General features: G+C 38.2%; 16 protein-coding genes and 2 pseudogenes. 5 read left to right on the forward strand and 13 right to left on the reverse strand.

Annotated elements, in window-relative coordinates; all coding sequences use genetic code 11:
- Positions 1 to 94: 94 nt before the first annotated feature.
- Positions 95 to 1,213: pseudogene (locus RE409_RS14190) on the reverse strand (acyl-CoA dehydrogenase family protein); the annotation flags it as partial.
- Positions 1,214 to 1,380: 167 nt separating this feature from the next.
- On the opposite strand from RE409_RS14190, the gene RE409_RS14195 reads away from it, so the two are divergent.
- Positions 1,381 to 2,289, forward strand: coding sequence for a LysR family transcriptional regulator (locus RE409_RS14195; RefSeq protein ID WP_309557702.1), 909 nt, complete (start codon positions 1,381 to 1,383; stop codon positions 2,287 to 2,289).
- Positions 2,290 to 2,805: 516 nt separating this feature from the next.
- On the forward strand, positions 2,806 to 3,897 hold the full coding sequence (locus RE409_RS14200) for a two-component system sensor histidine kinase NtrB (protein WP_309557704.1): 1,092 nt from the start codon (positions 2,806 to 2,808) through the stop codon (positions 3,895 to 3,897).
- 919 nt (positions 3,898 to 4,816) lie between these two features.
- Here the strand turns inward: RE409_RS14200 and tnpB are convergent.
- From tnpB to RE409_RS14215, 3 genes and pseudogenes are all read right to left on the reverse strand, one after another.
- A pseudogene (gene tnpB / locus RE409_RS14205) lies at positions 4,817 to 6,022 on the reverse strand (IS200/IS605 family element RNA-guided endonuclease TnpB).
- 174 nt (positions 6,023 to 6,196) lie between these two features.
- The gene (gene cysI, locus RE409_RS14210; protein WP_201184761.1) at positions 6,197 to 7,915 is read right to left on the reverse strand and encodes an assimilatory sulfite reductase (NADPH) hemoprotein subunit; all 1,719 of its coding nucleotides are present in this window, start codon (positions 7,913 to 7,915) and stop codon (positions 6,197 to 6,199) included.
- Between the two features lie 26 nt (positions 7,916 to 7,941).
- On the reverse strand, positions 7,942 to 9,750 hold the full coding sequence (locus RE409_RS14215; protein WP_309557705.1) for an assimilatory sulfite reductase (NADPH) flavoprotein subunit: 1,809 nt from the start codon (positions 9,748 to 9,750) through the stop codon (positions 7,942 to 7,944).
- A gap of 339 nt (positions 9,751 to 10,089) precedes the next feature.
- Between RE409_RS14215 and RE409_RS14220 the strand changes: the two genes are divergently transcribed.
- Positions 10,090 to 10,995 carry a LysR family transcriptional regulator gene (locus RE409_RS14220; RefSeq protein ID WP_201184765.1) on the forward strand — a complete coding sequence of 302 codons (906 nt, stop codon included), beginning with the start codon at positions 10,090 to 10,092 and terminating at the stop codon, positions 10,993 to 10,995.
- Positions 10,996 to 11,373: 378 nt separating this feature from the next.
- On the opposite strand, the gene RE409_RS14225 is transcribed toward RE409_RS14220, so the two are convergent.
- Entirely contained in the window at positions 11,374 to 11,952 is a 579-nt protein-coding gene (locus RE409_RS14225; RefSeq protein ID WP_201225171.1) for a lysozyme family protein, read from the reverse strand.
- A 283-nt stretch (positions 11,953 to 12,235) separates the two neighbouring features.
- On the opposite strand from RE409_RS14225, the gene RE409_RS14230 reads away from it, so the two are divergent.
- Positions 12,236 to 12,391, forward strand: a complete 156-nt coding sequence (locus tag RE409_RS14230) for a DUF4021 domain-containing protein (RefSeq protein WP_082612622.1) — start codon at positions 12,236 to 12,238, stop codon at positions 12,389 to 12,391.
- A gap of 480 nt (positions 12,392 to 12,871) precedes the next feature.
- Here RE409_RS14230 and RE409_RS14235 read toward each other — a convergent pair whose 3' ends face one another.
- Together RE409_RS14235 and RE409_RS14240 are read right to left on the reverse strand one after the other, a co-directional pair.
- Positions 12,872 to 13,147 carry a hypothetical protein gene (locus tag RE409_RS14235; protein ID WP_201249433.1) on the reverse strand — a complete coding sequence of 92 codons (276 nt, stop codon included), beginning with the start codon at positions 13,145 to 13,147 and terminating at the stop codon, positions 12,872 to 12,874.
- Positions 13,148 to 13,230: 83 nt separating this feature from the next.
- A complete protein-coding gene (locus RE409_RS14240; RefSeq protein WP_309557706.1) occupies positions 13,231 to 14,859 on the reverse strand; it encodes an acetolactate synthase large subunit in 1,629 nt (542 codons plus the stop codon).
- Positions 14,860 to 15,297: 438 nt separating this feature from the next.
- Here RE409_RS14240 and RE409_RS14245 point away from each other — a divergent pair, with 438 nt between their 5' ends.
- Positions 15,298 to 15,720, forward strand: coding sequence for a VOC family protein (locus tag RE409_RS14245; RefSeq protein WP_201184774.1), 423 nt, complete (start codon positions 15,298 to 15,300; stop codon positions 15,718 to 15,720).
- Positions 15,721 to 16,190: 470 nt separating this feature from the next.
- Here RE409_RS14245 and RE409_RS14250 read toward each other — a convergent pair whose 3' ends face one another.
- From RE409_RS14250 to RE409_RS14275, 6 genes are all read right to left on the reverse strand, one after another.
- Positions 16,191 to 16,994: a DUF2935 domain-containing protein gene (locus RE409_RS14250; RefSeq protein ID WP_201224451.1), complete on the reverse strand. Its 804-nt coding sequence runs from the start codon at positions 16,992 to 16,994 to the stop codon at positions 16,191 to 16,193.
- Between the two features lie 487 nt (positions 16,995 to 17,481).
- The gene (locus RE409_RS14255) at positions 17,482 to 17,814 is read right to left on the reverse strand and encodes an AtuA-related protein (protein ID WP_201184780.1); all 333 of its coding nucleotides are present in this window, start codon (positions 17,812 to 17,814) and stop codon (positions 17,482 to 17,484) included.
- The gene (locus tag RE409_RS14260) at positions 17,786 to 19,171 is read right to left on the reverse strand and encodes an acyclic terpene utilization AtuA family protein (protein WP_201224449.1); all 1,386 of its coding nucleotides are present in this window, start codon (positions 19,169 to 19,171) and stop codon (positions 17,786 to 17,788) included. The genes RE409_RS14255 and RE409_RS14260 overlap by 29 nt, the downstream gene beginning before the upstream one ends.
- Positions 19,172 to 19,437: 266 nt before the next feature.
- Complete coding sequence (locus RE409_RS14265) at positions 19,438 to 20,580, reverse strand: M20 peptidase aminoacylase family protein (protein ID WP_201224448.1); 1,143 nt, start codon at positions 20,578 to 20,580, stop codon at positions 19,438 to 19,440.
- A gap of 19 nt (positions 20,581 to 20,599) precedes the next feature.
- Complete coding sequence (locus RE409_RS14270) at positions 20,600 to 22,018, reverse strand: YfcC family protein (RefSeq protein ID WP_201184787.1); 1,419 nt, start codon at positions 22,016 to 22,018, stop codon at positions 20,600 to 20,602.
- 50 nt (positions 22,019 to 22,068) lie between these two features.
- On the reverse strand, positions 22,069 to 23,175 hold the full coding sequence (locus RE409_RS14275; RefSeq protein WP_057214457.1) for a mandelate racemase/muconate lactonizing enzyme family protein: 1,107 nt from the start codon (positions 23,173 to 23,175) through the stop codon (positions 22,069 to 22,071).
- Between the last annotated feature and the right edge of the window lie 16 nt (positions 23,176 to 23,191).

The following is a 23,191-nucleotide window of genomic DNA, read 5'->3' on the forward strand; positions in this document are numbered from 1 at the left end:
TTTCCAAATGTATAGTTGACACAATAATCCTTTTTTTATTTCTTCAGCAGTTCTTTGGAAATCATGTTTTTCTGAATTTCAGATGTACCAGTCAGAATTCTAAACATCCGTACGTCCCTGTACATTTTCTCGACAGGGTGTCCTTTCATTAACCCTTGCCCGCCAAAGATTTGAACAGCCTTGTCGGCAACTCGATTAGCAACCTCAGAGGAATACAGTTTAACCATGGATGAAGCTCCTCTCACCTCTTCACCATGATCAATCTTCTCGATGACATCGTAGAGCGCATGCAACGTGCGGCGTATATTTCAGTCGCCATCTCCGCTAGCATATGTTGAATCGCTTGAAAATCTCCAATTGGTCTACCGAACTGTACCCGCTGTTTGGCATGATCGATAGATAAGTCTAATAGCCGTTGTGCAACGCCAAGGTAGGTAGCCCCCCAAGAAGCCCGATTTTCATTTATTCTGCTGAGCCCCAGCATCAACCCTTTGCCCGGTTGACCGAGAATATTAGTAGATGGGACTCGGCATTGATTAAAGATTAGCTCGGCCGTGCTCCGTTCACCGGAAATTGGAACTTGAATGTTTCCTAATTCAAAACCCGACCTTCCCTCTGTTTGTTTCTCTACAATAAAGGCAGTAACTCTTTCACCATCTGCCTCCACAATCTCTTTCGCCATCACAATGGCCCAATCTGCATAAGGCGCAGCGCTAATAAAATGCTTTTTACCATGTAAAATGTAGTCATCACCTTCGCGTACTGCAGTCGTTTGAATGGCATGGGCATCTGATCCCGCCCCGGGTTCTGACAATGCAAAACAACATCCCGCTTCTGCATTAATTACCGGCATTACATACCTTGTTATTTGATCCGGAGTAAAAATTTTTAACATCTGGCCAATGCGCAAAGGACCGCCTATTTCACCTAATACATGCCCCCATAAAGCAGCCCCTGATTTTGCTAGTTCCTCCTTTAAACCACATAGCCCTTTCAAGCTAAGTGATTGCCCTCCTGCCTCCTTAGGAAGGCTGATGCCATAAAACCCGAGCTCCTTCGCTCGCTTTCTTACCCATTTGATCTGTTCCATCGGAATCTCTTTTTCTGAGTCAATTTCGTGTTCTCTTTCAAACGGTAACAACTCATTGTGAATGAAATGAAGCAGCCTATCCCTTAAATGTTCTATATTCTCGATTTGTACTGTTTCCTGCATACTTTCCTCCTTTCTAATCCCTGCTTTTAAAAGTGATTTCAATTATTCTCATGGTTATTTGAATAGTTTTAATATTCATAATTTTATTTTATATATGGTTGATATTAAAGTAAAATAGCTATATATCATATATACTTGAACCAAATTCATATAAAGGAGGGAATGTTGTGCATCTAGAACAATTAAAATATATTGTTGAAGTAGCTAAAACACGTTCTATTTCCATTGCTGCACAAAATCTTCATGTTTCACAATCTACCATTAGTAAGGCGATTACCAATTTAGAACAAGAATTAAGCATACATTTGTTTACACGTTCGCGGTTAGGCGCCCAGCTGACAACAGAGGGTAAAAACATCATTAAAAAAGCCTATGAAATTGTTGTGAAGATTGAAGAAATACAAGAAGAAGCGCAAGAGCAAACATCCTTAATAAACGGAGAATTAAATATATCGGCCAGCCCCAGCTTATTCATGCCGATTTTACTCAAAGCGTTAGCAAACTTTAAAAAGGACTATCCTAACTTCCGTATTGTCATGACCGAAAAAAAGTCACTAAATATTATTGAAGATGTTTCCCAAGGGAAGATTGACATTGGATTAGCCATGCTTGATGAAATAGATTGGAATGCACATGAAGAGCTGGTTTTCGAATCCTTATTAGAAGGGAAAATCATGGTGTGTGTCAGCAAACATTCTCCTTTAGCATTCAGTGATCATATAACTCCTGAGGAGCTAATTAATGAAACAGTAGTGATGTATGATGGGGTAATATGGAAAGATTCCATCTCTATATTTATGAATAGATACGGACCGATGAATATTTTATTTGCTTCTAACAATACCGAAGTCATCAAAAAAGCGGTTTCAGAAGGGTTAGCGATAAGCTTTTTGATGGATATAGCACTAAAAGATGACCATTATGTTAAAAGTGGAGAAATTATCCCAATATCATTAATAAACTTTGAATCCAACCACCGATCCTTCGGATGGGTACGGTCAAAGAAAAAACATTTTTCTTTAGCAGCCAGAGAGTTTTTAAAATACCTCAAATTACATATCTCCAAATTAGAATGAGGTTTACCATTACTCGGCAATCCTATCTAGAAATTGAATGAAAGTTTCAAGAAAAATACACTGCTAAGGACTATTGATGATTACTATTATCATACATTCAAATAAAATACCCTTCTTCAACTATCAGAACAGTTTAGTGCAATAAAACAAATCTTTTAAATCTTATTTTGATGCAAATAATCTTAACTATTATTAGGAGATAAAATGTTCAAATATATATTTTCACCTGAAATTCATGCCCTAATTCATAAACTACTTATGCTTTAGGGTCGTACATTTAAATTTCTTAACCCTTTCCTAACCTCTTCGCACCCCTTTTCATAAGGCTGTGCTTTTTTTTGTATACTCTTTTTTATAGAAATTCAATATATTTTATCTAAACTTCTCCACATATTAATGATGTTGAGGAATGATGATCTGTTCTTGAACGAACGTGTAAAAAATAGTTAAACAAATAATTAAAAAGAGCTAAAGTTAAAATTTTTATTCCAGTTAAGCATGTTTCCTGATAAACTAATGGCAATGATTAAATACGGAGTGATTTACTTGGAATTACAAATTGACTCAACAGACATTGACTTCCATCAATTGATCTCGTATTCCCTCAATTCAATTATGATTGTTGGACAGGCAGGAAAAATTCTTTACTGTAATAGAGCTTGTTTGGAATTGCTAAAGTTAGCTTCTCCTGAGGACATATTGTATAAAAACTTGTACGTTTTTCTCCCGCCAGATAACCATGCTAGTTGTAATGACCGATTAAAAAGGGTGCTGGAAAAACAAGAGATATTAGAACTGGCGGAACAAAAAATGATTTGTAGTAATGGAGAGGTTATTGATATTGAAGTAACAGCTGCCCCTTTTTATTTGAAAGAGATGATCTTGACTCAAGTCATTATTCGAGACATTACAGATCGTAAAAAAGCAGAAATTCTTTTGAAAGACAGAGAAAAATTAGCATCAATAGGTCAAATAGCTGCTGGGATTGTTCATGAAGTTAAAAATCCTCTTACTTCAGTAAAGGGATTTTTACAGCTATTAAAAGAATCCCATCCTCATCCTTATATCAATACGATGGAAGCAGAATTAGAAAAAGCATTAGAGACTCTGCAAAATCTATTACACGTTTCTAAACCTGATTTAAACGAGGAGCCTTTTGTTCCCATTGATTTATGTAAGGAGTTAACTGCTCTTTTGTTTTTATTCCAAGAAAAACTTTATAACGTGGAAATAGAATGGGATTTAAGGGATTCAGAGAGAAAAGTAGTTGGAAAGAGAAATTTATTTCTAAAAGCCTTTTTTAATCTGGTGAAGAATGCAATTGAGGCAATTGAGGCAATTGAGGGGATTCAGGGTAAGGGAAAAATTAGAATTGAACATTATTATAAAAGTGGAAGGATTCATATAAAACTTAGTGATACAGGAGTAGGAATATCTAAAGATAAGTTAAAGATGCTAGGAACACCGTTCTTTTCCACCAAAAGCGAAGGAACAGGTTTAGGCCTAACTCAAGTATTTACAACGATACATAAACATGGAGGAGATATCTCAGTTAAAAGTGTAGTTGGAAAAGGAACTACCTTTCATGTTCAGCTTCCTGTTAAATAAAAAATGTCTTCTAAATCGCTAATGGCGTTTGTCAGTGAAAGAAAGATCCCAAAGATAATCACCTTGATATGGCGTTTATCTTAGTATGAGATTGTAAATGATCGTACATTCAAAGGCTGTCAATTGGCGGCCCTCTTATTTTTTAAGCAATCACTAATAAGTAATCAATAAATACAGATTTACCAAACCCAGCAATCATTGAAAAAACTTTATTATCGAACGAATTATCATTTTTTCCGCCCCCTTTATTTCGCAGTATTTATCGACGGTGGAATAATAATGCCCTATAGATTCTAAAATAATTAAGGGCATCTGTCCTGGTACCTCCTCTTGTTCTAAAAAGTCTATAAAATGACTTAATCGCGAGGCTTAAATAAAAAAAATACGATATTAAGATATTTAAGGTTAAAGGATTATTTATATATTCTATCGAGGTTAATGGTGCAATATTTTGTTTAAAATATTTTAATGGCTCCAATTATCACGTCCTACGCTTCTTAAATAGATGTCCTAGTACCTTCTCTTATATTTCTAAAACCGTGATTTTTTCCGTTCCTTACTTGTTACTTTATAACAGTATATATTTCTTTTTAAAACACCCCTTCGTTTATTTCCTATTCCTGTTGAACTACTTCAAAACAGCATTCGAGATATAGTAGAGCATTGAATCGGTGATGAAAAAAAAGGGAGAGGTGAAGTCTATCCCGTTCCCTTCTGTACAGATGACAATAAATATGTCATTGTCACCCCTAATAATGGCATGATACACAGTTTTTTGTTCCTGTCTGTCTGAATAGTAGTTTTTAAAAAATACAGTCATTTCAAACAGGACCAATTGAACTACCCACCACTTATCGACCTTACGGTCTGATTGAAGTGGGGGATTCCTAAGAACATTAGCCTATCGGCCAATTTTTAATTAGGCTACTCCCGTAGTTCCTACGGTTAGAAGCCTTATGGCTTCATTCATTAGATTGAGTCCTGCGTTAATATCTCGATCGTGGTGAGTAGAACAAAAAGGACAATCCCATTCACGAAGATTCAGATGTTTAACGTCTTTATTTTAGTTACCGCAGCTAGAACACAATTGGCTAGAAGCAAACGTTTTAGATACGGTCACGATTTGTTTACCATACCATTTTGCTTTGTATTCCAACATTTTTTTGAATTGGTACCAAGATACTTCACTAATAGCTTTAGCTAGTTTGTGATTTTTCATCATATTCGACACTTGCAAGTCTTCCATTCCAATAACATCCTGGTTTTTGATGATTTCGGTAGAAACTTTATGAAAGTAATCCATTCGGGCATTTGAAATTTTTTCGTGTAGGATAGCCACTTTTTGTTTTTGTTTTTGATAGTTTTTAGCTTCAGCCAATGGTTTATTTTGATTCAAGGCTATTTCTTGTCGCCTTGAAAGAATCCGTTGTGCTTTGGCCAATTTCTTTTCGACCGTCCGGAAGAATTTTGGATTTTGATAGACCGTACCATCTGAAAGAATAGCAAAGTTCTTCAAACCAACATCTACACCGCACGAACGATTATTTTTAGGAAGTACTTGTACATTGGTTTCCGCTAAAACGGAAATGAAATATTTACCCGAAGGGTTCCGCCTGATTGTGGCATTGATGATTCGCCCTTCGACTTCGCGGCTTTTAGCAAAACGAACTAGACCGAGTTTTGGCAATTTGATTTTGTTTCCAATTATTCCGATATTTCCATTCGTATGTTTAGTCGTGTAGGACTGGATAGGATTCTTTTTCGATTTGAAGCGTGGTGACATATTTTGCTTTTTATAATATCGACTATAGGAATCTGCTAAATTTTCCACCGATTTCTGTAAGGCAATATTGTCTACTTCTTTCAGGAAAGAATACTCTTTCTTTAAAGCTGGAAGTTCTTTGATTGTTGCGTATTTATCCAGAAAAGAACCTTTCCATTCATTAGAGCGTAATTGGCCGTTCTGCTTCATTTCTTCACAAATATACCAGTAGGCATCTTTCTCCTTTTGTTTGCCTAAAAAGAAGTTAAAGACAAAACGGGAGCAGCCGATCGTTTTATTGATTAGAACTAGTTGTTCTTTAGTTGGATAGATTCGAAATTTATAAGCTTTGTTTACGACCATTGGTTTCACCCCCTTATAGTTATTATTAACTACCGAACGTATGTTTGTCAAAGATTACTTTGGCTTATCCCAACCGCCATTCATCTCGCCCTTCACACGCTTGAAGAGGGAGTCTTCTGGCGGGAAATGATAAAAAAGAGACAGGAACGTATTCCTGTCTCTGATGCATCTTCATCAATCATGAAAATTTGTGCCGTCTGTCACTGCTTTGATGATGCCTGCGCGGACAGCGAAGTCACCGAAGTGCTCTTCTTCCTGCCGTTCTTTCGCGTAGCGGGAAAGAAGCACACGCAGCTCTCTCAAAATTTCTTCTTCACCGATGTTTTCACGATACATTTTGCTTAACCGGCTACCGTCAAAAGCTGCACCGAGATACATGTTGTATTTACCGGGAGCTTTGCCGATAAAGCCGATTTCTCCGAGTGCGTGGCGGGCACATCCGTTCGGGCAACCAGTCATGCGAATCGTAATTTCTTCATTCCTTAGACCATTTTCATCGACAATGGTCTCGATCTTATCCAATAAAACCGGCAAATAACGTTCTGCTTCCGCCATCGCTAACCCGCATGTTGGAAGGGAAACGCACGCCATTGAGCTGCGGCGGAGGGCTGTATAATGACCGCCATCCGTCAAACCGTATTGTACGATCAGGTCGCTGATTTTTTCCTTTTCCTGGCTTGATACATTGGCAATGATCAGGTTTTGATTTGCAGTCAGACGGAAATCACCGGTATGGATTTTGGCTATCTCGCGTATACCGGTCATCAACTTGTAATCATCAATATCCGCAATACGGCCTCCTTCTACAAACAAAGTAAAATGCCATTTTCCTTGAATGCCTTTTACCCAACCATAGCGGTCACCGTTATTGTCAAAATGATACTTCTTCGCCTCCTCCAACCTCCAGCCTAGACGGTTTTCCAGTTCAGCCTTGACCGTCTCTAACCCAAGTCGGTCAACTGTGTACTTAAATCTTGCATTTTTGCGGAGGGAACGGTTTCCGTAATCACGCTGTATCGTAATGACTTTTTCCGCTACATCAAGAATTTGGTCCGGCATACAGAAGCCAATTACTTTGGCAAGCTGCGGATAGGTTTCTTTGTCGCCGTGCGACATGCCCATGCCACCACCTATCGCCACATTAAAACCGACAAGCTTGTCATCTTCAACAATCGCAATGAATCCAAGATCCTGTGAAAAGACATCAATATCATTCGATGGCGGAACGGCGATACCAATTTTAAATTTACGCGGTAAATAAAGCTTTCCGTACATTGGTTCGACTTCTTCCATTTCTGCCGTGCCAACCACTTTTTCTTCATCCAGCCAAATTTCGTGATACGCTCTGGTGCGTGGCAATAAGTAATCACTCAATTTTGTTGACCAATCATATACTTCGGAGTGGATTTCCGATTGAAATGGATTCGAGTTGCACATGACGTTCCGGTTTACATCACCGCATGCCGCAATTGTATCCAACATAGACGCGTGGATTTCCTGAATCGTTTTTTTCATGTTCCATTTTAAAATGCCATGCATTTGAAACGTCTGGCGTGTTGTCAATTTTAAGGTATCATTGCCGTATTTTTGGGCCAGTTCGTCCATGACAAGCCATTGAGCAGGCAATGCCACGCCACCTGGCATACGGACACGCAGCATGAACTGATACGCAGGTTCAAGTTTTTGCTTTTGACGCTCATTGCGGAGATCCCGGTCATCCTGCAAATAGCTGCCGTGATGTTTCATTAATCGATTGTCATCATCTGGAATACCGGCGCTGATCCGATCCAGCATTACTTCTCCCAGTGTACCACGCAAATAATTGCTTTTATCTTTTATTTGTTCAACATCACTAGGCGGGCCTTCTGGTGCTTTTAATAGTTGGTTCACCATATTGATATCTCCTTTTCATTCATATTTCAGTACACATCACGTTGATAGCGTTTATTCTGTTGCATTTCTTCAAGGTAATCTTGTGCATCAGCATGGCTCATCTGCCCTTCTTTTTCAATGATCTCAATAAGTGTATTATGGACGTCATGTGCCATGTTTTTCTCATCTCCGCAAATGTATACCGCCGCTCCTTCTTGAAGCCATTCGTATAATTTCCTACTGTGCTCAAGCATCCGGTGTTGAACATATACTTTTTCATCCGCGTCACGCGAAAAGGCTACATCCATTTTCGTAAGTACACCTGTTTTCAACCACTTTTGCCATTCAGTCTGATATAGGAAATCCGTTAAGAAATGCTGATCGCCGAAAAAAAGCCACGTTTTCCCAATCGCTTCTGTTTCTTCGCGCTCTTGTATAAAGGATCTGAACGGAGCAATGCCTGTTCCCGGTCCAACCATGATGATTGGAGTGTCTGGGTTCTTCGGCTGCTTAAAGTTTTGGTTATGCTGAATGTAAACAGGAAGCGTATCCCCTGGCTGTAAACGTTCCGCACATAAAATGGAGCAGACACCTTTTCTTTCTCGTCCATGACTATCATACCGGACAGCTCCGACTGTCAGATGCACTTCATCTGGATACGCGGATAGGCTGTTCGCAATCGAATATAGACGGGCTGGAATTTTTCGAAGGATGGAGACGAATTCTTGCGCCGATTCACCCCATGAGCCAAAATCACGGACAAAATCAAGCAAATCACGGCCTTCACGATATTCTTTTAGTTTTTCTTCATTACCAGCTGATAAAAGTGCCTTTAAATCCTCGTTGCCTGAAAGTTGGGCCGCTTGCTCAAGGAGCGATTTTGTTAATACTGTTATTTCAAAATTGGAGATGAGCGCTTCCCTTAGTTTTCGAAGGTCTCCCTGCTTGTTGACCTTCACGATTTCTTCAGGGTCCCAATTGATTTCTTTAAGGAGCATATCCACTAAAATGGAATCATTTTGTGGATAAATACCAAGGCTGTCACCAGGTTCAAATGTAATTCCAGAGCCTTCAAGCGATAACTCGATATGGTGTGTCTCTTTATTGGAGCCACGGCCGTTCAAGTTAATATTTTCCATAACTTCCGCTTTAAAAGGGTTTGTCCTGGAATACGTGTGTTCACTTACTGGTGTTATTGTTGCGGGAACGGCAGAAACAGTACTTCCTTGCTCCTCACTTAAGCTCGAAATTACTCCTTCCAGCCATTCTGCAGCCGGCTCATCATAATCAAGATCACAGTCCATCCGCGGAAATAGCCGGGTCCCGCCAAGTTCTTCCAAGCGCTTATCGAATTGTATTCCCGTTTCACAGAAAAACTCATATGAGCTGTCCCCCAGCGCCAATACGGAGAAGCGGAGATCTCCAAGGTTTGGTGCCCTTCTGCCATGAAGAAACTCATGGAAGGACAAAGTATTATCCGGTGGGTCCCCTTCTCCATGCGTGCTAACGGCAATAAGAAGATTCTGGACTTTTTTCAAATTGTTCACTTTAAAGTCACTCATGGATGAAATGGTTACCTGAAAACCATTACCCTCAAGCTTTCTTGCTGCATTCTCTGCCAACCCTTGAGCATTTCCCGTCTGTGAACCATAAAGGATGGTAACCTCTTTTGATATTGTCTTCCCGCTGGGTTGAGCCACCGATACGTCGGCTGTTCCTGCGTTGAAAACTGACAAAGACGCGGTCAGATAACCGCTCAGCCAAACTTTTTGTGTTTCTGTCAAGCTAGGCAGTAGATTGTTAAGAAGCTCTGTCTGTTCATGATTAAAAGGACTGTTACTTACCTGAAGTTGCACGTTTTCCACCTCACAAAGGAATATAAACTTATCTTAGTTGATTCTTATACGAGTTGTTTTAGACATTTTTTAGAACTATGAAATTAACTCGTTTACTCCTATAGACGAAGTCGGTTTTAACTGTAAAAAAATTTAGAAAGTTCAGTTCATACAGGGAAGGAACACTTTTTCATAGCTCACTATTAATAAAAAATAACATAATAAAGGACGATAGCCTTCCCCAACCTAGATTCTTCCTAAAATAAGTTTCTCATTAACTTTACCGAAAGGCACATCATTAGTAAAATATATATAATTAATTGCAACTATTAAGAATATTAATAATAAGGTGGGATTCCTATGTACTATGATGCTTTAAAAACTTTTGTGACCCTTGTAGAAGTCAAGAATTTTACAAAAACAGCAGAAATGCTTCTTATGTCACAACCAAGTGTTAGTTTGCACATAAAAAAATTAGAAGAAGAGTTCCAAACTAAATTATTTCTCCGCTCTCCTAAATTCTTAAAAGTCACTTTAACAGGAGAAATTCTTTATGATCGCGCTAAGCAAATGATCACAATCTATGAACAGACCAGACAAGACATTCAAGAACATGATAAATCCATAAAAGGAGAATTAAAAATAGGCGCAAGTTTTACAATCGGCGAGTATATCTTGCCTTCTTTACTTATTGACCTTCAAAAAGACTTTCCGGAACTTGAACTTCAAGTTGTAATTGGAAACACGGAAGAAATCGTAAAATCAGTCAGGTTATATCAAGTAGATATAGGTTTAATAGAAGGTCAAACAAATGAAAAAGAACTTTCCGTACACGCTTTTTTGCAGGATGAGTTATTTATAGTTTCTTCAAACAATCATAAACTCGCTTGTAAAGATGAAGTTACGATTGCTGACCTTCAGAATCAAGCATGGATAACCAGAGAAGTTGGATCAGGTACACGAGAATATCTTAACCACTTCCTTCGTTCAAATGGTTTGAAAGTTAAATCGCTTCTTACCATAAGCAGTAATCAAGGAATTAAAGAAACACTTATAAAAAATAGTATGGGGCTAACTCTCTTATCCCGTAGTGTCATTGAAAGAGACATTCTGCATAAGACTCTTTCAATTATACAGTTGAAAAATGAGTCTTTTAACAGAACGCTTTCCTACGTGTATTCCCCCATTATGGTAGATAAAAAGAACGTGAAAACATTTATAAGTGCATTAAACAAAAAATGGCCTAACAAAATCAAATCAATATAATAATTAATACAAAATAGGGTCTTATGATCCCGGCATATAGCAGGATCTCACTTTCGGCGATGCCACGAAGCATATCCTTAGATGAAACGCCCATAATATCAAATACAACCGAGCTAGATTGTTGTTTATGTTTACCCCTCTAGTACGTACTTTTTGAATTAGGTAATGTTATCGTGCTCTTTCTTCAATGATGCTTCTATGATACCGAACAAGATTTCCAGTTCACGCTGATATCGACATGGACTATAACCAGATGTTAAAAGTCCATGTCCGAGGTGCTGGGCACTCTGATTAATATCGGTTTTAAATCTAAAAATGTATAGGATCAAATTTGATGAACTGAAAACACAGGTGAGGCCGTTAAGGTACTTCACCTATTTACTCTCCATTTACATGAGTAGGTACACTATCTGCAAGTTCATCAATGTACTTAGCTACCTTTGCACTATATGAAAAGTCACCGTAGCAATATGGATATCGGAAATTTCCTTTGTCGCCTCCGCAATCATAGAGCGTAGGATTCTTTTCAACTTGGAGCATCGAGAACTGCTTCGCTAGTTCTTCAGTATGCTTCCCTCCTGCATTTGCAATGTAATCAATATAACCAATTCCCATATTATAAGATTGAATGATTGTAGAGAAATCCACGTTCTTTTCATTCCCATATTTGATAATTCGCTGGAAATGTTTCACTCCATACCTGATGCTTTCGGTAGGATCGGTAATTGTATTTGGATCGAGTCCCGCCGATTCAGACGCCTGCATTGGATCACCACCCCGCCCACGACTTTCCTGCTGCATCAGGGCTATCAATGTCGATGTGTGCTCCTCAAGCCCATATTTTGCTAACTCATCGTGCAGAAGGTTGCTATACTTTTTCACATTCGCAAACGAATCAGGTGGATTCACTGGTGTGAAGAAATTTCCCTCAATTGAACTTTCCATGACCTGCTTCATGAGCAAAAATACAAAAAGCAGGATAAAGATTACAAAAATAGTGTTTGATTTCTTCCGTTTCCGCTTCACATTCTCTCCCCGTTATCTCTAGTTTATTTATATTTTAACAAATAGTAAGAGTAATAACTATTTAGAATACCAAAATCTATTATAAGTATAATCACTAATAAAAAACGATATAGTATCCATATACAATTGGTACACTTACTCCTAAATGTACCTGAGTCTACGATAGTATATTTACTTTGGTAATAAGACACCCTAATAGTTGGAGGTGAGATGTATGAATAAGAAAAATAATAAAGAAGAAATTCTTGATAATAATAGCAAAAAAAATGATAACGACTTTGGGGCAGATCCCGATGAACAAGAGATGAATGGCATGTATGGTATGTTAGAAACTGAATATGAAGATAAACTTCACGATAAAGATAATTAACGGTTCAAAGTATCTTATATATTTTGTTAAGCGCCTTAATTGGCGTTTTTCTTTATAATAAAAATCAATCTCACCTTATAAAGTGTTATTTGAAGCAATATTTTAAGTTTTTATTGAAAAATGTCGACTCCCCATTAGCTATACTACTTGTCTCTTAAGTTCCTTAAAGGGGACAATCCTTCTTAATCTATTTAAATCTTTGTTAATGAGAATAACACACATGGAATATCTATTAATGAAACTTCTGGATGGTTAAAAAAATGTTGGTGTCTAATACAAATTGTCTAACATATCAATTCGCTTTGGTGCAGCTGTCCCTAGAGCTGTTGCTGGGGGTGAAAAGGTGCTTGTCATTTGATATTAGGGGGCAGAAAAGGAATGAACGAAAATAAGAAGAGAAATCTTAATCCGAATGACATTGCATTACCCAGAGGATACGAAATTGACGTATTCTGTCCGGAATTACATACACCTATTAATCTACTGATTCGGCTGAATGAGAAAGAGCAAAAACAAGGTTAATAAGTAACCAAGCAAACCATATCTTTCTGATAAAACCATACTAAGGATAGCGGGTGTTGTTGCAAGGGGACTAATGAACAAACCAGCTGCCGGAATCAATCCGCCAGCTGCCTGGAGAGTAGCCGCCATAGTACTTAACAGTGCAATGACCGTAATCTTCCTTGAAATAGAAGCTTTTTCATTAAAGGAATAGTGGACTATTTTCGCATGATCTGTAATTGGTTGAAGTAACAATTTATGCTCACCCCTTCAATCGTTCGTCATGCATACTATATTCGGCTTCTCTTTCCTTTATTTATTAAAGTTTCGTGAGTCATCTAACGAGAGTCCTTTAAACGTTCACTCAACCTGAAACTTTCTTGATAATCAACCTCACATTCAACAATTACCGGTCCATCTTCAGATATTGCTTTTTGTAAGACTGTTGTTAGCTCTGCTGCTTTTTTTACCTTATATCCTTTCGCACCATATGATCTTGCAAGGGCAACAAAATCCGGGTTATTAAATTGGATATTAGATGAATGGCCTAACTTGTTTTTTTGTTCCCATTCAATCATTCCATATCTTCCATCTCGCCAAATCATAATAACAATCGGTACCTTCAAACGAACCGCTGTTTCAAACTCTGCTATAGACATGATAAAAGCCCCGTCACCGCATACAGCCATTACTTTTTTATCAGGACACGCAAGTTTCGCACCAATTGCTCCCGGAAGTGCGATACCCATTGAAGCAAGCCCATTTGATAGGATACATGTATTTGGCTTTAATGTCTCATATTGCCGGCCAATCCACAATTTATGGGCTCCAACATCTGATAGTAAAATATCATCATTTGATAGAACTTCCCGTATTTCCTTAATGATACGTTGAGGAGACATTGGGTATGAATTACTGGTTGAATGTAACAATAGATCTGACAATATCGTTTCCTTTACATTACGATAAAATGGATCGATTTCATTCCTTTGATCAATTTGGTCAATTAAACGTAAAAGATTTGCAGACAAGTCACCAACAAGGGATGCCTTTACCGGATAATAGTTATCTAACTCATGGTCTTGTACATCGATATGAATGATAGGTGATAGTAATGGGTTCCATTTTTTAGGTTCGTATTCGATAGGGTCATATCCGATAGCAATGACTAAATCTGCGCGACTAAAGGCTTTATTGACAATATCACCTTCTGGTAGTCCAATTGTTTGTAAATGCAGTGGGTGATTTTCTGGAACTACGCCTTTCGCCATAAATGTTTCTGTGAAAGGGGCTTTAAGCTTTTCGATTAAAGTTAAAATATCAGTAGATGCTCCACCTTTTGAAGCATTATTCCCTATCAAAAATAGGGGGAATTTTGCTTGATTGATAGCCATAGCCACTTCATTGATTGCTTGCTCAGATGATCGTACTTTTTTGTCATAAAGCTGAGTTTGTAAAGGTTCTCCATGCACAAGGGCGGAGGCGATATCATTCGGAAACTCGATATGAATGGCTCCAGTCAAATCCTTTGCAGCCAATGCAAAAGCTTTAGTTATAATTTTTGGAATAACGGAACCATCATAAATAGTTGTACTCCATTTCGAAATCGGGTGATATAGCTCGAGAATATTTATGTATTGATGAGCCCCTTTAAACTGCATGTTGAGATCGGTCTGTGCCGTAATCGCGATTAGCGGCATTCGATCCAAAGTAGCACAGGCAACACCCGTCACCATATTGGTGGCCCCGGGTCCAAGTGTTGAAAGACAAACTCCGGGTTTTCCTGTCAACTTACCCATCATCCCAGCGATAAACGCTGCTCCAGTTTCATGCCGGCAAACGATAAACTGTATGCTCGACTTATTTATCGCGTCCAACAAATCTATGTTTTCTTCCCCCGGCACTCCAAATATGTATTCAACACCCTGACCCTCTAAACATTTTACAAAAAGCTCTGCTGCCTTCAAAAATACATCCCCTTCCCATAATAGACACTAGTTTTATATCCTTATTAACTTACCTTTTATCTATCCCCTTTCAGAATGGATTTATTCGAGGTCGAAAATATTTGTTTGTATTTTGCAGTGCCTTCAATTGTTATTAGTTTTTATTAGGACAGAGCATTATTATGAAATAGTGAATTTAAACGAGGATAAGGAAGAGGATAAGGAAGATTGGAGTTTATTGAAAAAGGATTGTATTCTAAAAGTGACAAAATTTTTTTGGTAGATACTACAATCTCTCTGAATTTATATTCCATTTGTATTCGTATTTTATTTCTAGTTTGTCGAAACCTTTTTTATGGAACTCGTGGAAATATTTTTGATTTTAAACAGTTAAATGTTACAATATGTAAATAAATCATGTAGCAATGAAAAACAATATAATTCATAGGAGTGAAACAAATGTCAGTTGATGTTTATATTAATTTTAATGGGAACTGCCGTGAAGCAGTAGAGTTTTACGCACAGGTTTTTGGGACTGAAACACCACAAATTATGACCTTTGGAGAAACACCACCTAACCCTGAATTCCCTCTCCCAGAAGAAGCAAAAAATTTAGTTATGCACACAAGGCTTAATATTGAGGGAAGTAATGTAATGTTTTCTGATGTTTTTCCTGGAATGCCTTTTGTTGAAGGAAACAACATAAGCCTTGCAGTAGTTAATAAAAACATGGATGAAATTAAATCTATCTTTAATAAACTGAAAGAAGGCGGCACAGTAGTTATGGACCTTCAAGAAACATTCTGGAGCAAACTCTATGGTCAGGTAACAGATAAGTTCGGAATTATTTGGCAATTAAATTATGACACTGGAGAAATGTGAAAATACATTTTTGCTAGAAATTTAAAGGATATAGGGCTTTTCTTATAGAGAAAAGTTTCTATATCCTTTTTGTGTTTCTAATACTAAAAAATACCTTGTTTATCAAGTTGTGGATGTTGTAGGGTTAGATTCTAAAAGAAGTAATGATATTAAGACAAATAAATGGTTACATTTCACCAATGACAAGTATACATCCCATCTTATTATCAAAAAAAATGTTACCTTTCTAAAAAATTCAGTATGTTTAGACTATAAGGTCTATATAAACGATCAGAATGTCTGATTTTGAAGTTAGGTTTGGATCAATTATTCACTTATAAATTCAGAGGTTCAATAAAAGTTACAATACGTATACCCTTCGTTTGATAGCGTGAATACAACTTGGATTGCTTATGTTATTTAACAGTTTCATGTTAGGTTGGGTGCATTAAGATAAGTTTATCGTGCACTTTTTCGAACTGGTTAGCTGTTCAAATACCCTCATTTAGTCTAGGTTTGGCTGGATCGCAGTTAGGCTTTTCAGAATTTGTCGATTCAGCGAGCTTCATCAAATAATAACATTCTTCACGCGACATATGATCCGCCATTAATGGAGAAAATGTTCCTAGAGCTTGTGCACTAAGTTCTAGTTCCTCCAATTCATTTAGAAAGTGCTGAAAAAGTTTTATTTCTAATTTGACGTCTACATTCATCTTTTCTAATGCAGGAAAAGTGGATAAATTAGTCCGTAAATATCCCGCCAATTCGACTGCTTTTATATAATATTCATTAAAATGCTTCGTATATTGGTCACTTTTCTCTTTTAATCGTTTTTCAACATCATCCAAATTGGATGATATGGCACCTGCATGCCCAGCGGCATCTAACAGCCAAACCAAATGATGATGAAGTTCATGATAAACTGGTGGGGTTTGATTGGATTTAAAGTGTTTTAATAACCTTAAATATTCTTCTAATTCGTTCACCATATGATTAAGAAATGTAGGTGAAAGATGTATTTTGATTTTCCCTACTAAATGTTTTTTCATTAGGTTTAACTTAAACTCTCGAAGTTTTAAAGCCGCATCTTCTGCCGCAAAAGTCAATTGTGAAATATCTTCCGATTTGACTTTACCAAGGAGAGTGTCAAATATTTGAATAAACTCGGATGCAATTTCAATATTTTCTAGTTCAACCGGTGCTAAAGACTCATGGATAAATCGGGAATGATCCCCTAAGATTTGCAGCCAAAACTGATGCTCGAATCTTGCTTTCTTTTCCCATACTTCGCTCATTTATTATCCTCCATATCTTAATAATCGAAAACATTTATGATTTTTTATTCCTTTACGGATATACTTATGAACAAAAAAATGAAAAAAGGTCAGCAAACTGTGTTTGCCCGCAAGTTTTTTTATTTGATTATCATTTTTAACGGAAAGAGAAAGGTTCGCTGCAGCCCTCTTTGCTCTTCAACTTATACTACCAAGTAGCTGTAGAATGTATCTTCACTAGTAATAACATATCCCAATAATCTTAACCTCACAATCGTTTTGTATAAGCCACAAGTGACGTATAACAATGTGTCGAGCTTATTTATCTTAGGTAGGAATCGAAAGAAAATCTTCATTATTGCAGTTGGTTTTGATATCCCACTTGAACAGAAGAGTTTTACACATTCATCACCATCTACATAGAATTACTATATAGACTTTTATCGTCCCAAAATTTCGGAATACAAAAAACGAACCTCTGAATAATTGGCTCGCCTTCGTAAGAAAATTAATAATTTGAGTCATTCACATCAGCTTCCATATCGATTTCCATATCCATTAAAGCCGAGCTCAAACTTTTTCCATGTCGATCCAAAGTAAGTGATTTTGTGACGCCTCCGCCTAATGCGTTTTGCATGACAAAGTTCAATGCGCCAATTTTCGGCAGTTCATACCTAACCACATCACCCTTCACTATTTCGTGAAAGTAATCCTTAACCTTTTCTGCTGTTACCTGTTTTTTTACTTTCTCATAATCTTCCATACGATAGACGATGACGGAAACATTTGAAATATTTCCTTTATCCCCTGACCTAGAGTGAGTGACTTGCTTGAGTTTCAATCTTGCCGACCTCCTCGTACGTTACTTCGATTGTAATCTCTTCGCTAGGAATAAGAATGGATGCAATTGATACAACCTCTTGGACATTAACCCGAACACCACCGCCTCCAGCAGGCCCATTAGTATAGAGTGCTTCCACCTCTTGCCCGATCACATCAGCAGCTCCTTTATCAGCCGTCCTGGCAGCCACTCTTAATCGTACCTCGGATAGCCTTTCTCTGTCATACAACGGCTCTGAAATAGAAGATCCATACAGTGAATTAGAACCAATATGATCGATTCTCATTTCTTGAATCTCTATATTAGCCTGAATCAACCGGTGTCTCACTACTTCTTCCGCCAGTCTTGACCTTTCCAAACAACCCGAACCGCCGTAACTAATTTCTGCTTCAACTATGTATCCGTCCACGTAGCCGATGCTTGTTTTATAGAGTCCACTCTTCTCTTTTCCAGACACCCCAGTAATATGCACTTGGTTTATCACTTTTTCTATCACTTCTATTTGAGAGAAATCAGCAATAACATCAGGAGTAAGATATTGGGTTGGGTCGTGAATTTCATAAACAACTTGTTCCTTTACGGTCGCAGCCGTAACCATGCCTCCCGAATCCTCAAGCTTGGTTAAAAAAAAGTCCCCATTTCCCTGTACTTCGGCGATCGGATAACCGACATTCCATAAGTCAGGAACATCCTTATACCCCGGATCGGCGAAATAACCACCTGTCACTTGGGCTGCACACTCGAGTAAATGACCAGCCGCTGTCCCCTTACCAAGAAGCTCATAGTCTGTATCCTGCCAACCAAATTCATGCTGAAGTGGTGCAACTACTAATGAGGGATCTGATACCCGGCCGGTAATTACAATATCTGCCCCTTCTTTCAACGCGGTCACAATTCCAAAAATTCCGATATAGGCATTTGCAGAAATTATGGAAGACTTCACATCTTTCAATGGTACTCCGGTTTCTATAATTGAGCATTCCAAGTACATCCCGATGTTTGGATACACATCATCTCCACTTACTGCTGCTATTTTTAAATCATGGATGCCTTTTTCCTCTGCTATATTCTTAACAATCTTAGCTGCGGCAAGTGGGTTTGCTGCTCCCATATTGGTGATTAATGTGACATTATTCTCGACACACAGTGATAAGACCTTATCCATACGATACTTCAATAAATGGTTATACCCCATATCAGGATTTTTCATTTTCTCTTGCTGAGCAAGGGCAATTGTTCTTTCTGCTAAGCATTCAAAAATTATGTAATCCAAATTTCCTTTTTGTATTAATTCCATCGCTGGTTCAATTCGATCGCCTGCGTATCCCGCACCTGAACCAATTCTAATCTTCTTCATAAGATATTCCTCCCTTCAAGCTCCAGTAGGAACTGGAGTCGTCACGATTGATATAATTTAACTGATTGAAGGGTACGCTTTCACGTTCTACAATAGGAAGGTCGATCATTTTCCCTTCAGTAGTAATACACCTTCCCCTTTGGCTAATGCCTGTTCGAACGCTCTTACAATTCTTTCTGCTTCCTCGATTTCTTCACCATAAAGGTCTGCTCTTTTTTATAATTGAAATGATTCATAGCGATATAAGAATTCGATTTACTATATTTTTATTTGTTATATTTTTCAAAAGTTTCAATAACTACCCTAGTTAATATCTCAATTCCTGTGAAAATGGCGTCCTGATTAAATACCATGTTGGGATGATGTAGACCAGGCTCTAAATCGCAGCCCACACCCAGCATTGTGGCCTTGATTGCAGGCCTTTCTTTTGTATAAAAATGAAAATCCTCTCCACCGGGTGTAATAATAGGCCCCACAAGCCCTTTAGCCCCTAAGGTGTTTTCGATTGCTTTCTCCATAAATTCTGCTGCTTCTTGATCAACAGATGCGGCATAAACTCTTTCTTTGTGCTTGAAGCTTATTTGGCATTGATAGAAGACAGACATTTTATTCAGGACATCGTCCACCTTCTCTATCAATTCATCCATCGCTTCATTTGTTTGCGCACGTAAATCAAGGCTGAACTTGGAGGACCCAGGTATAATATTCGCATTTTCCCCTCCCGCAGAAACCTGTGTCATTTTGACTGAATAAGATAGTTGCGGGTTTAGACGGATTCCTTTAATTTGTTCAACAATCGCACTAATCACTTCAATGGCATTTAAAGTTAAATGAGGTCTTGCGCCATGTCCGTCAAATCCGTGAATCTCACCAAATACTGTATCAGCTGAGCCATGAATGATGCCTGAAGTAGCTTGTCCATTCTTAATTTCCTGAATAGGACGCAGATGAAGACCATATAGAAAGTCAACATCATCCAGTACCTGTTTTTCAATTATCTTTAAAGCACCTTCACCCACTTCTTCAGCTGGCTGAAAAATAAATTTTAACGTACCTGGAAGAATAATCTTCATTTTTCTTAATAAAAGCAAGACACCTAATACAATCGTCATATGAGCATCATGTCCGCAGGAATGGTTAGCACGAAAAGTCCCGTCCACATCCTGAAGTAGAGCATCCATATCAGCTCGTAATCCAATCGTTAAATTACTTATACTGTCCACTGGTGACCACTTACCTATTACTCCAGGCATATCCGAAAAAGTGGTCACTTCAATCCCGTTTTGTTGGATCACCTTTGAAATATAAGATGTAGTCTGAAACTCTTTCCAGCTCACTTCAGGATTCTCATGAAGATGGCGGAAAATCTCCAAAACTTGAGGTTCTATTTCCTTCAATAATTCTTTCATCAAACCGCTCCTTATTTTCTCAGGAGACACCGAGAGCGACTGCCGCTATTAATGCTAAACAAGCAATCAAAGTCCATCCGAGAATTAATTTCCAAATAAATTTAACCCATCTCTCATATGGAATTCCAGCAATAGCCAGGTATCCCATTAATGCTGAGGACGTTGGAATAATTGAGTTCGTAACAGAATCCCCATATTGGAAGGCAAGAACGGCAAGCTGTCTTTCCAATCCCAAAATATCAGTAATAGGAACCATAATTGGCATTGTAGCCGCAGCCTGTCCACTGCCTGAAGAAATGAATAAATTAAGGAATGCTTGGGTGAAGAACATACCTACGACATTCAATGTTTGTGGTAGGTGACTTATCCCCGAAGCTGCCATAAAGACTAACGAATCTATGATTTTACCTTCTTCTAAAACTACTGTAATAGCCCTTGCAAAGCCGACGATCAAGGCACCAAATGTGACTGCTCGAGCTCCCTCAATAAATGAATCAAAAAGTTTCCCAAGTTGCAAACCGCCAACCAGCCCGCTAACGATACCCATAATCAAGAAAGAAGCTGTGAGCTCTGTTAAAAACCAGCCCCATTTAAACACGCCATAAATGTTAAAAGCCAGCCCAAAGATCATTGCTAGAAAAACTAGCTTATGGCGTCCGGTCAATTCAGGGAAATCAACTAATCCGGCCGTTTGTTTTTCTTTTTGTTCAATATCATAGATTACACTTTTTTCAGGATTCCGTTTTACCTTATTTGCATAACGGCTGACATACCAAATGGCAAATGCCAGGACAAAAATATATACAACAAAACGGAAACCAATTCCAGAGAATAAAGGTACTTCTGCCAGTGATTGGGCGACCCCTACAGTGAACGGGTTGAGCATGCCTCCAAAAAATCCGCTAGCAGCACCAAGGGTAATCATAGCCGTTCCAGTAACCGCATCAAAGCCCATAGCTCTTGCTATCGCGATCCCTATAGGCACGAAGATAATGGTTTCTTCTGCCATCCCCATGCTAAAGCCGCCTATGGAAAAAAGCAACATACTCAACGGAATTAATAGTTTTTCTCGCCCTTCAAGAGATCGTACCCCTTTATAGACCCCTGCTTCAATTGCACCAGTAGTGCGAATAATACCAAATACACCACTTACAAGAAAAATATAAAAAATAATCTGGGCTCCCTTTTCTAAGCCCAATGGAATGGACGTGAAAAGGTCAAAGAAGCTCACAGGATCACGATCAATAGCATGATAGCTTCCGTCGACAACAAGCATTCTACCCGATTTCTCATCTTCAACACGATCGAATTCACCGGCAGGAATTACATATGAAGCAAGCCCTGCCATGATGATTATGATAAATATGAGTGTATATGTATGTGGCACTTTTAACCATGCCTTTTTCTTAACTGTCACATTATTTTTTTCAGTTTCCATCATTTCACCTCATCCTAATTGATTTGCTCCATCCGGTTTCAATAAAAATATTAAACTTGCTCTTTTTTTATGGTTAATTGCCCAAGAACTTCCTCGTTGATATTAATTCCAAGCCCCGGTTCTCTTGTAAGATGTACATAGGGAATTTCATAATCAAGATTTCCAATGTCCTGACTGAATAGCAGTGGACCTGTCAGTTCTGTACTGGTAATATTTTTTCGTGAAATGGCCGTATGGTATCCTGCAGACGATCCAATTGAGGATTCTACCATGGACCCAATTTGGCAGCTGATACCTGCAATCTCAGCTGTCTTTGCCAATTGGATTGCCTGATAAATTCCACCGCACTTCATTAGTTTTATATTGATTTTATCTACGGCCTTCTTTTTAATTAGTTCCTGTAGATGGTACCCGTGATGGATGCTTTCATCAGCCATAATGGGAATGGTTGTTTTTTCTTTGAGTTCTGCAAGACCGTCAATATCTCCCATTCTAATCGGCTGTTCTAACCATGAAAGGTGAAATGGTTCCAAAGCTTTTACTGCTGGAAGGGCATTGGCATAAGTTCCCCATCCCTGATTGGCATCTACCCGAATTGGAAACTTCTCCCCAACTTTTTCTCGAACCGCTGCTATACGCTCTACATCTGACTCAATATCCCAACCCACCTTAAGTTTTAACGAAGTATATCCTTGGTCGACAGCTTCCTGAGCTTTTTCAGCCATAATCTCTGGTTCGTCAATACTTAAAACCTTTGCAAAAGTTAGGGATTCATGAAATTTCCCACCTAATAAATCATAAATCGGCAATTTTGTGTATTTTCCCATAAGGTCATAGCAGGCAATATCAATTGCCGCTTTTGCTGAGGGATTTCCCATAATGGCCGAATTCATAATGTCGTGAATTTTTTCCAAATTAAAAGGATTTTCTTGTTTCAAAGCAGGCAATAGGACATGCTTTAATACTTCGAATGTTGCATAAAACGTTTCCCCTGTTACATGTTCATCAGGTACTGCTTCACCATATCCTACTAGCCCGTTATCGGCTATCAATTTTACGATAACAGAAGGCATATACTTATATGTTTCATAGGAAATAACAAATGGTTCTTTTAAAGGCAAATGAGTGGCATAAATTTCACAACGTTCGATAATCAAAACTAAGCTCCCCTTT

Source organism: Peribacillus sp. R9-11 (assembly GCF_031345095.1).
Taxonomy (GTDB): Bacteria; Bacillota; Bacilli; order Bacillales; family DSM-1321; genus Peribacillus; species Peribacillus butanolivorans.

Coding starts and splice junctions, on each gene's coding strand:
- RE409_RS14200 (WP_309557704.1), top strand. CDS start 2,806: ATGGCAATGATTAAATACGGAGTGATTTACTTGGAATTACAAATTGAC.
- cysI (WP_201184761.1), bottom strand. CDS start 7,915: ATGGTGAACCAACTATTAAAAGCACCAGAAGGCCCGCCTAGTGATGTT.
- RE409_RS14220 (WP_201184765.1), top strand. CDS start 10,090: ATGTACTATGATGCTTTAAAAACTTTTGTGACCCTTGTAGAAGTCAAG.
- RE409_RS14225 (WP_201225171.1), bottom strand. CDS start 11,952: ATGAAGCAGGTCATGGAAAGTTCAATTGAGGGAAATTTCTTCACACCA.
- RE409_RS14230 (WP_082612622.1), top strand. CDS start 12,236: ATGAATAAGAAAAATAATAAAGAAGAAATTCTTGATAATAATAGCAAA.
- RE409_RS14245 (WP_201184774.1), top strand. CDS start 15,298: ATGTCAGTTGATGTTTATATTAATTTTAATGGGAACTGCCGTGAAGCA.
- RE409_RS14250 (WP_201224451.1), bottom strand. CDS start 16,994: ATGAGCGAAGTATGGGAAAAGAAAGCAAGATTCGAGCATCAGTTTTGG.
- RE409_RS14260 (WP_201224449.1), bottom strand. CDS start 19,171: ATGAAGAAGATTAGAATTGGTTCAGGTGCGGGATACGCAGGCGATCGA.
- RE409_RS14265 (WP_201224448.1), bottom strand. CDS start 20,580: ATGAAAGAATTATTGAAGGAAATAGAACCTCAAGTTTTGGAGATTTTC.
- RE409_RS14270 (WP_201184787.1), bottom strand. CDS start 22,018: ATGGAAACTGAAAAAAATAATGTGACAGTTAAGAAAAAGGCATGGTTA.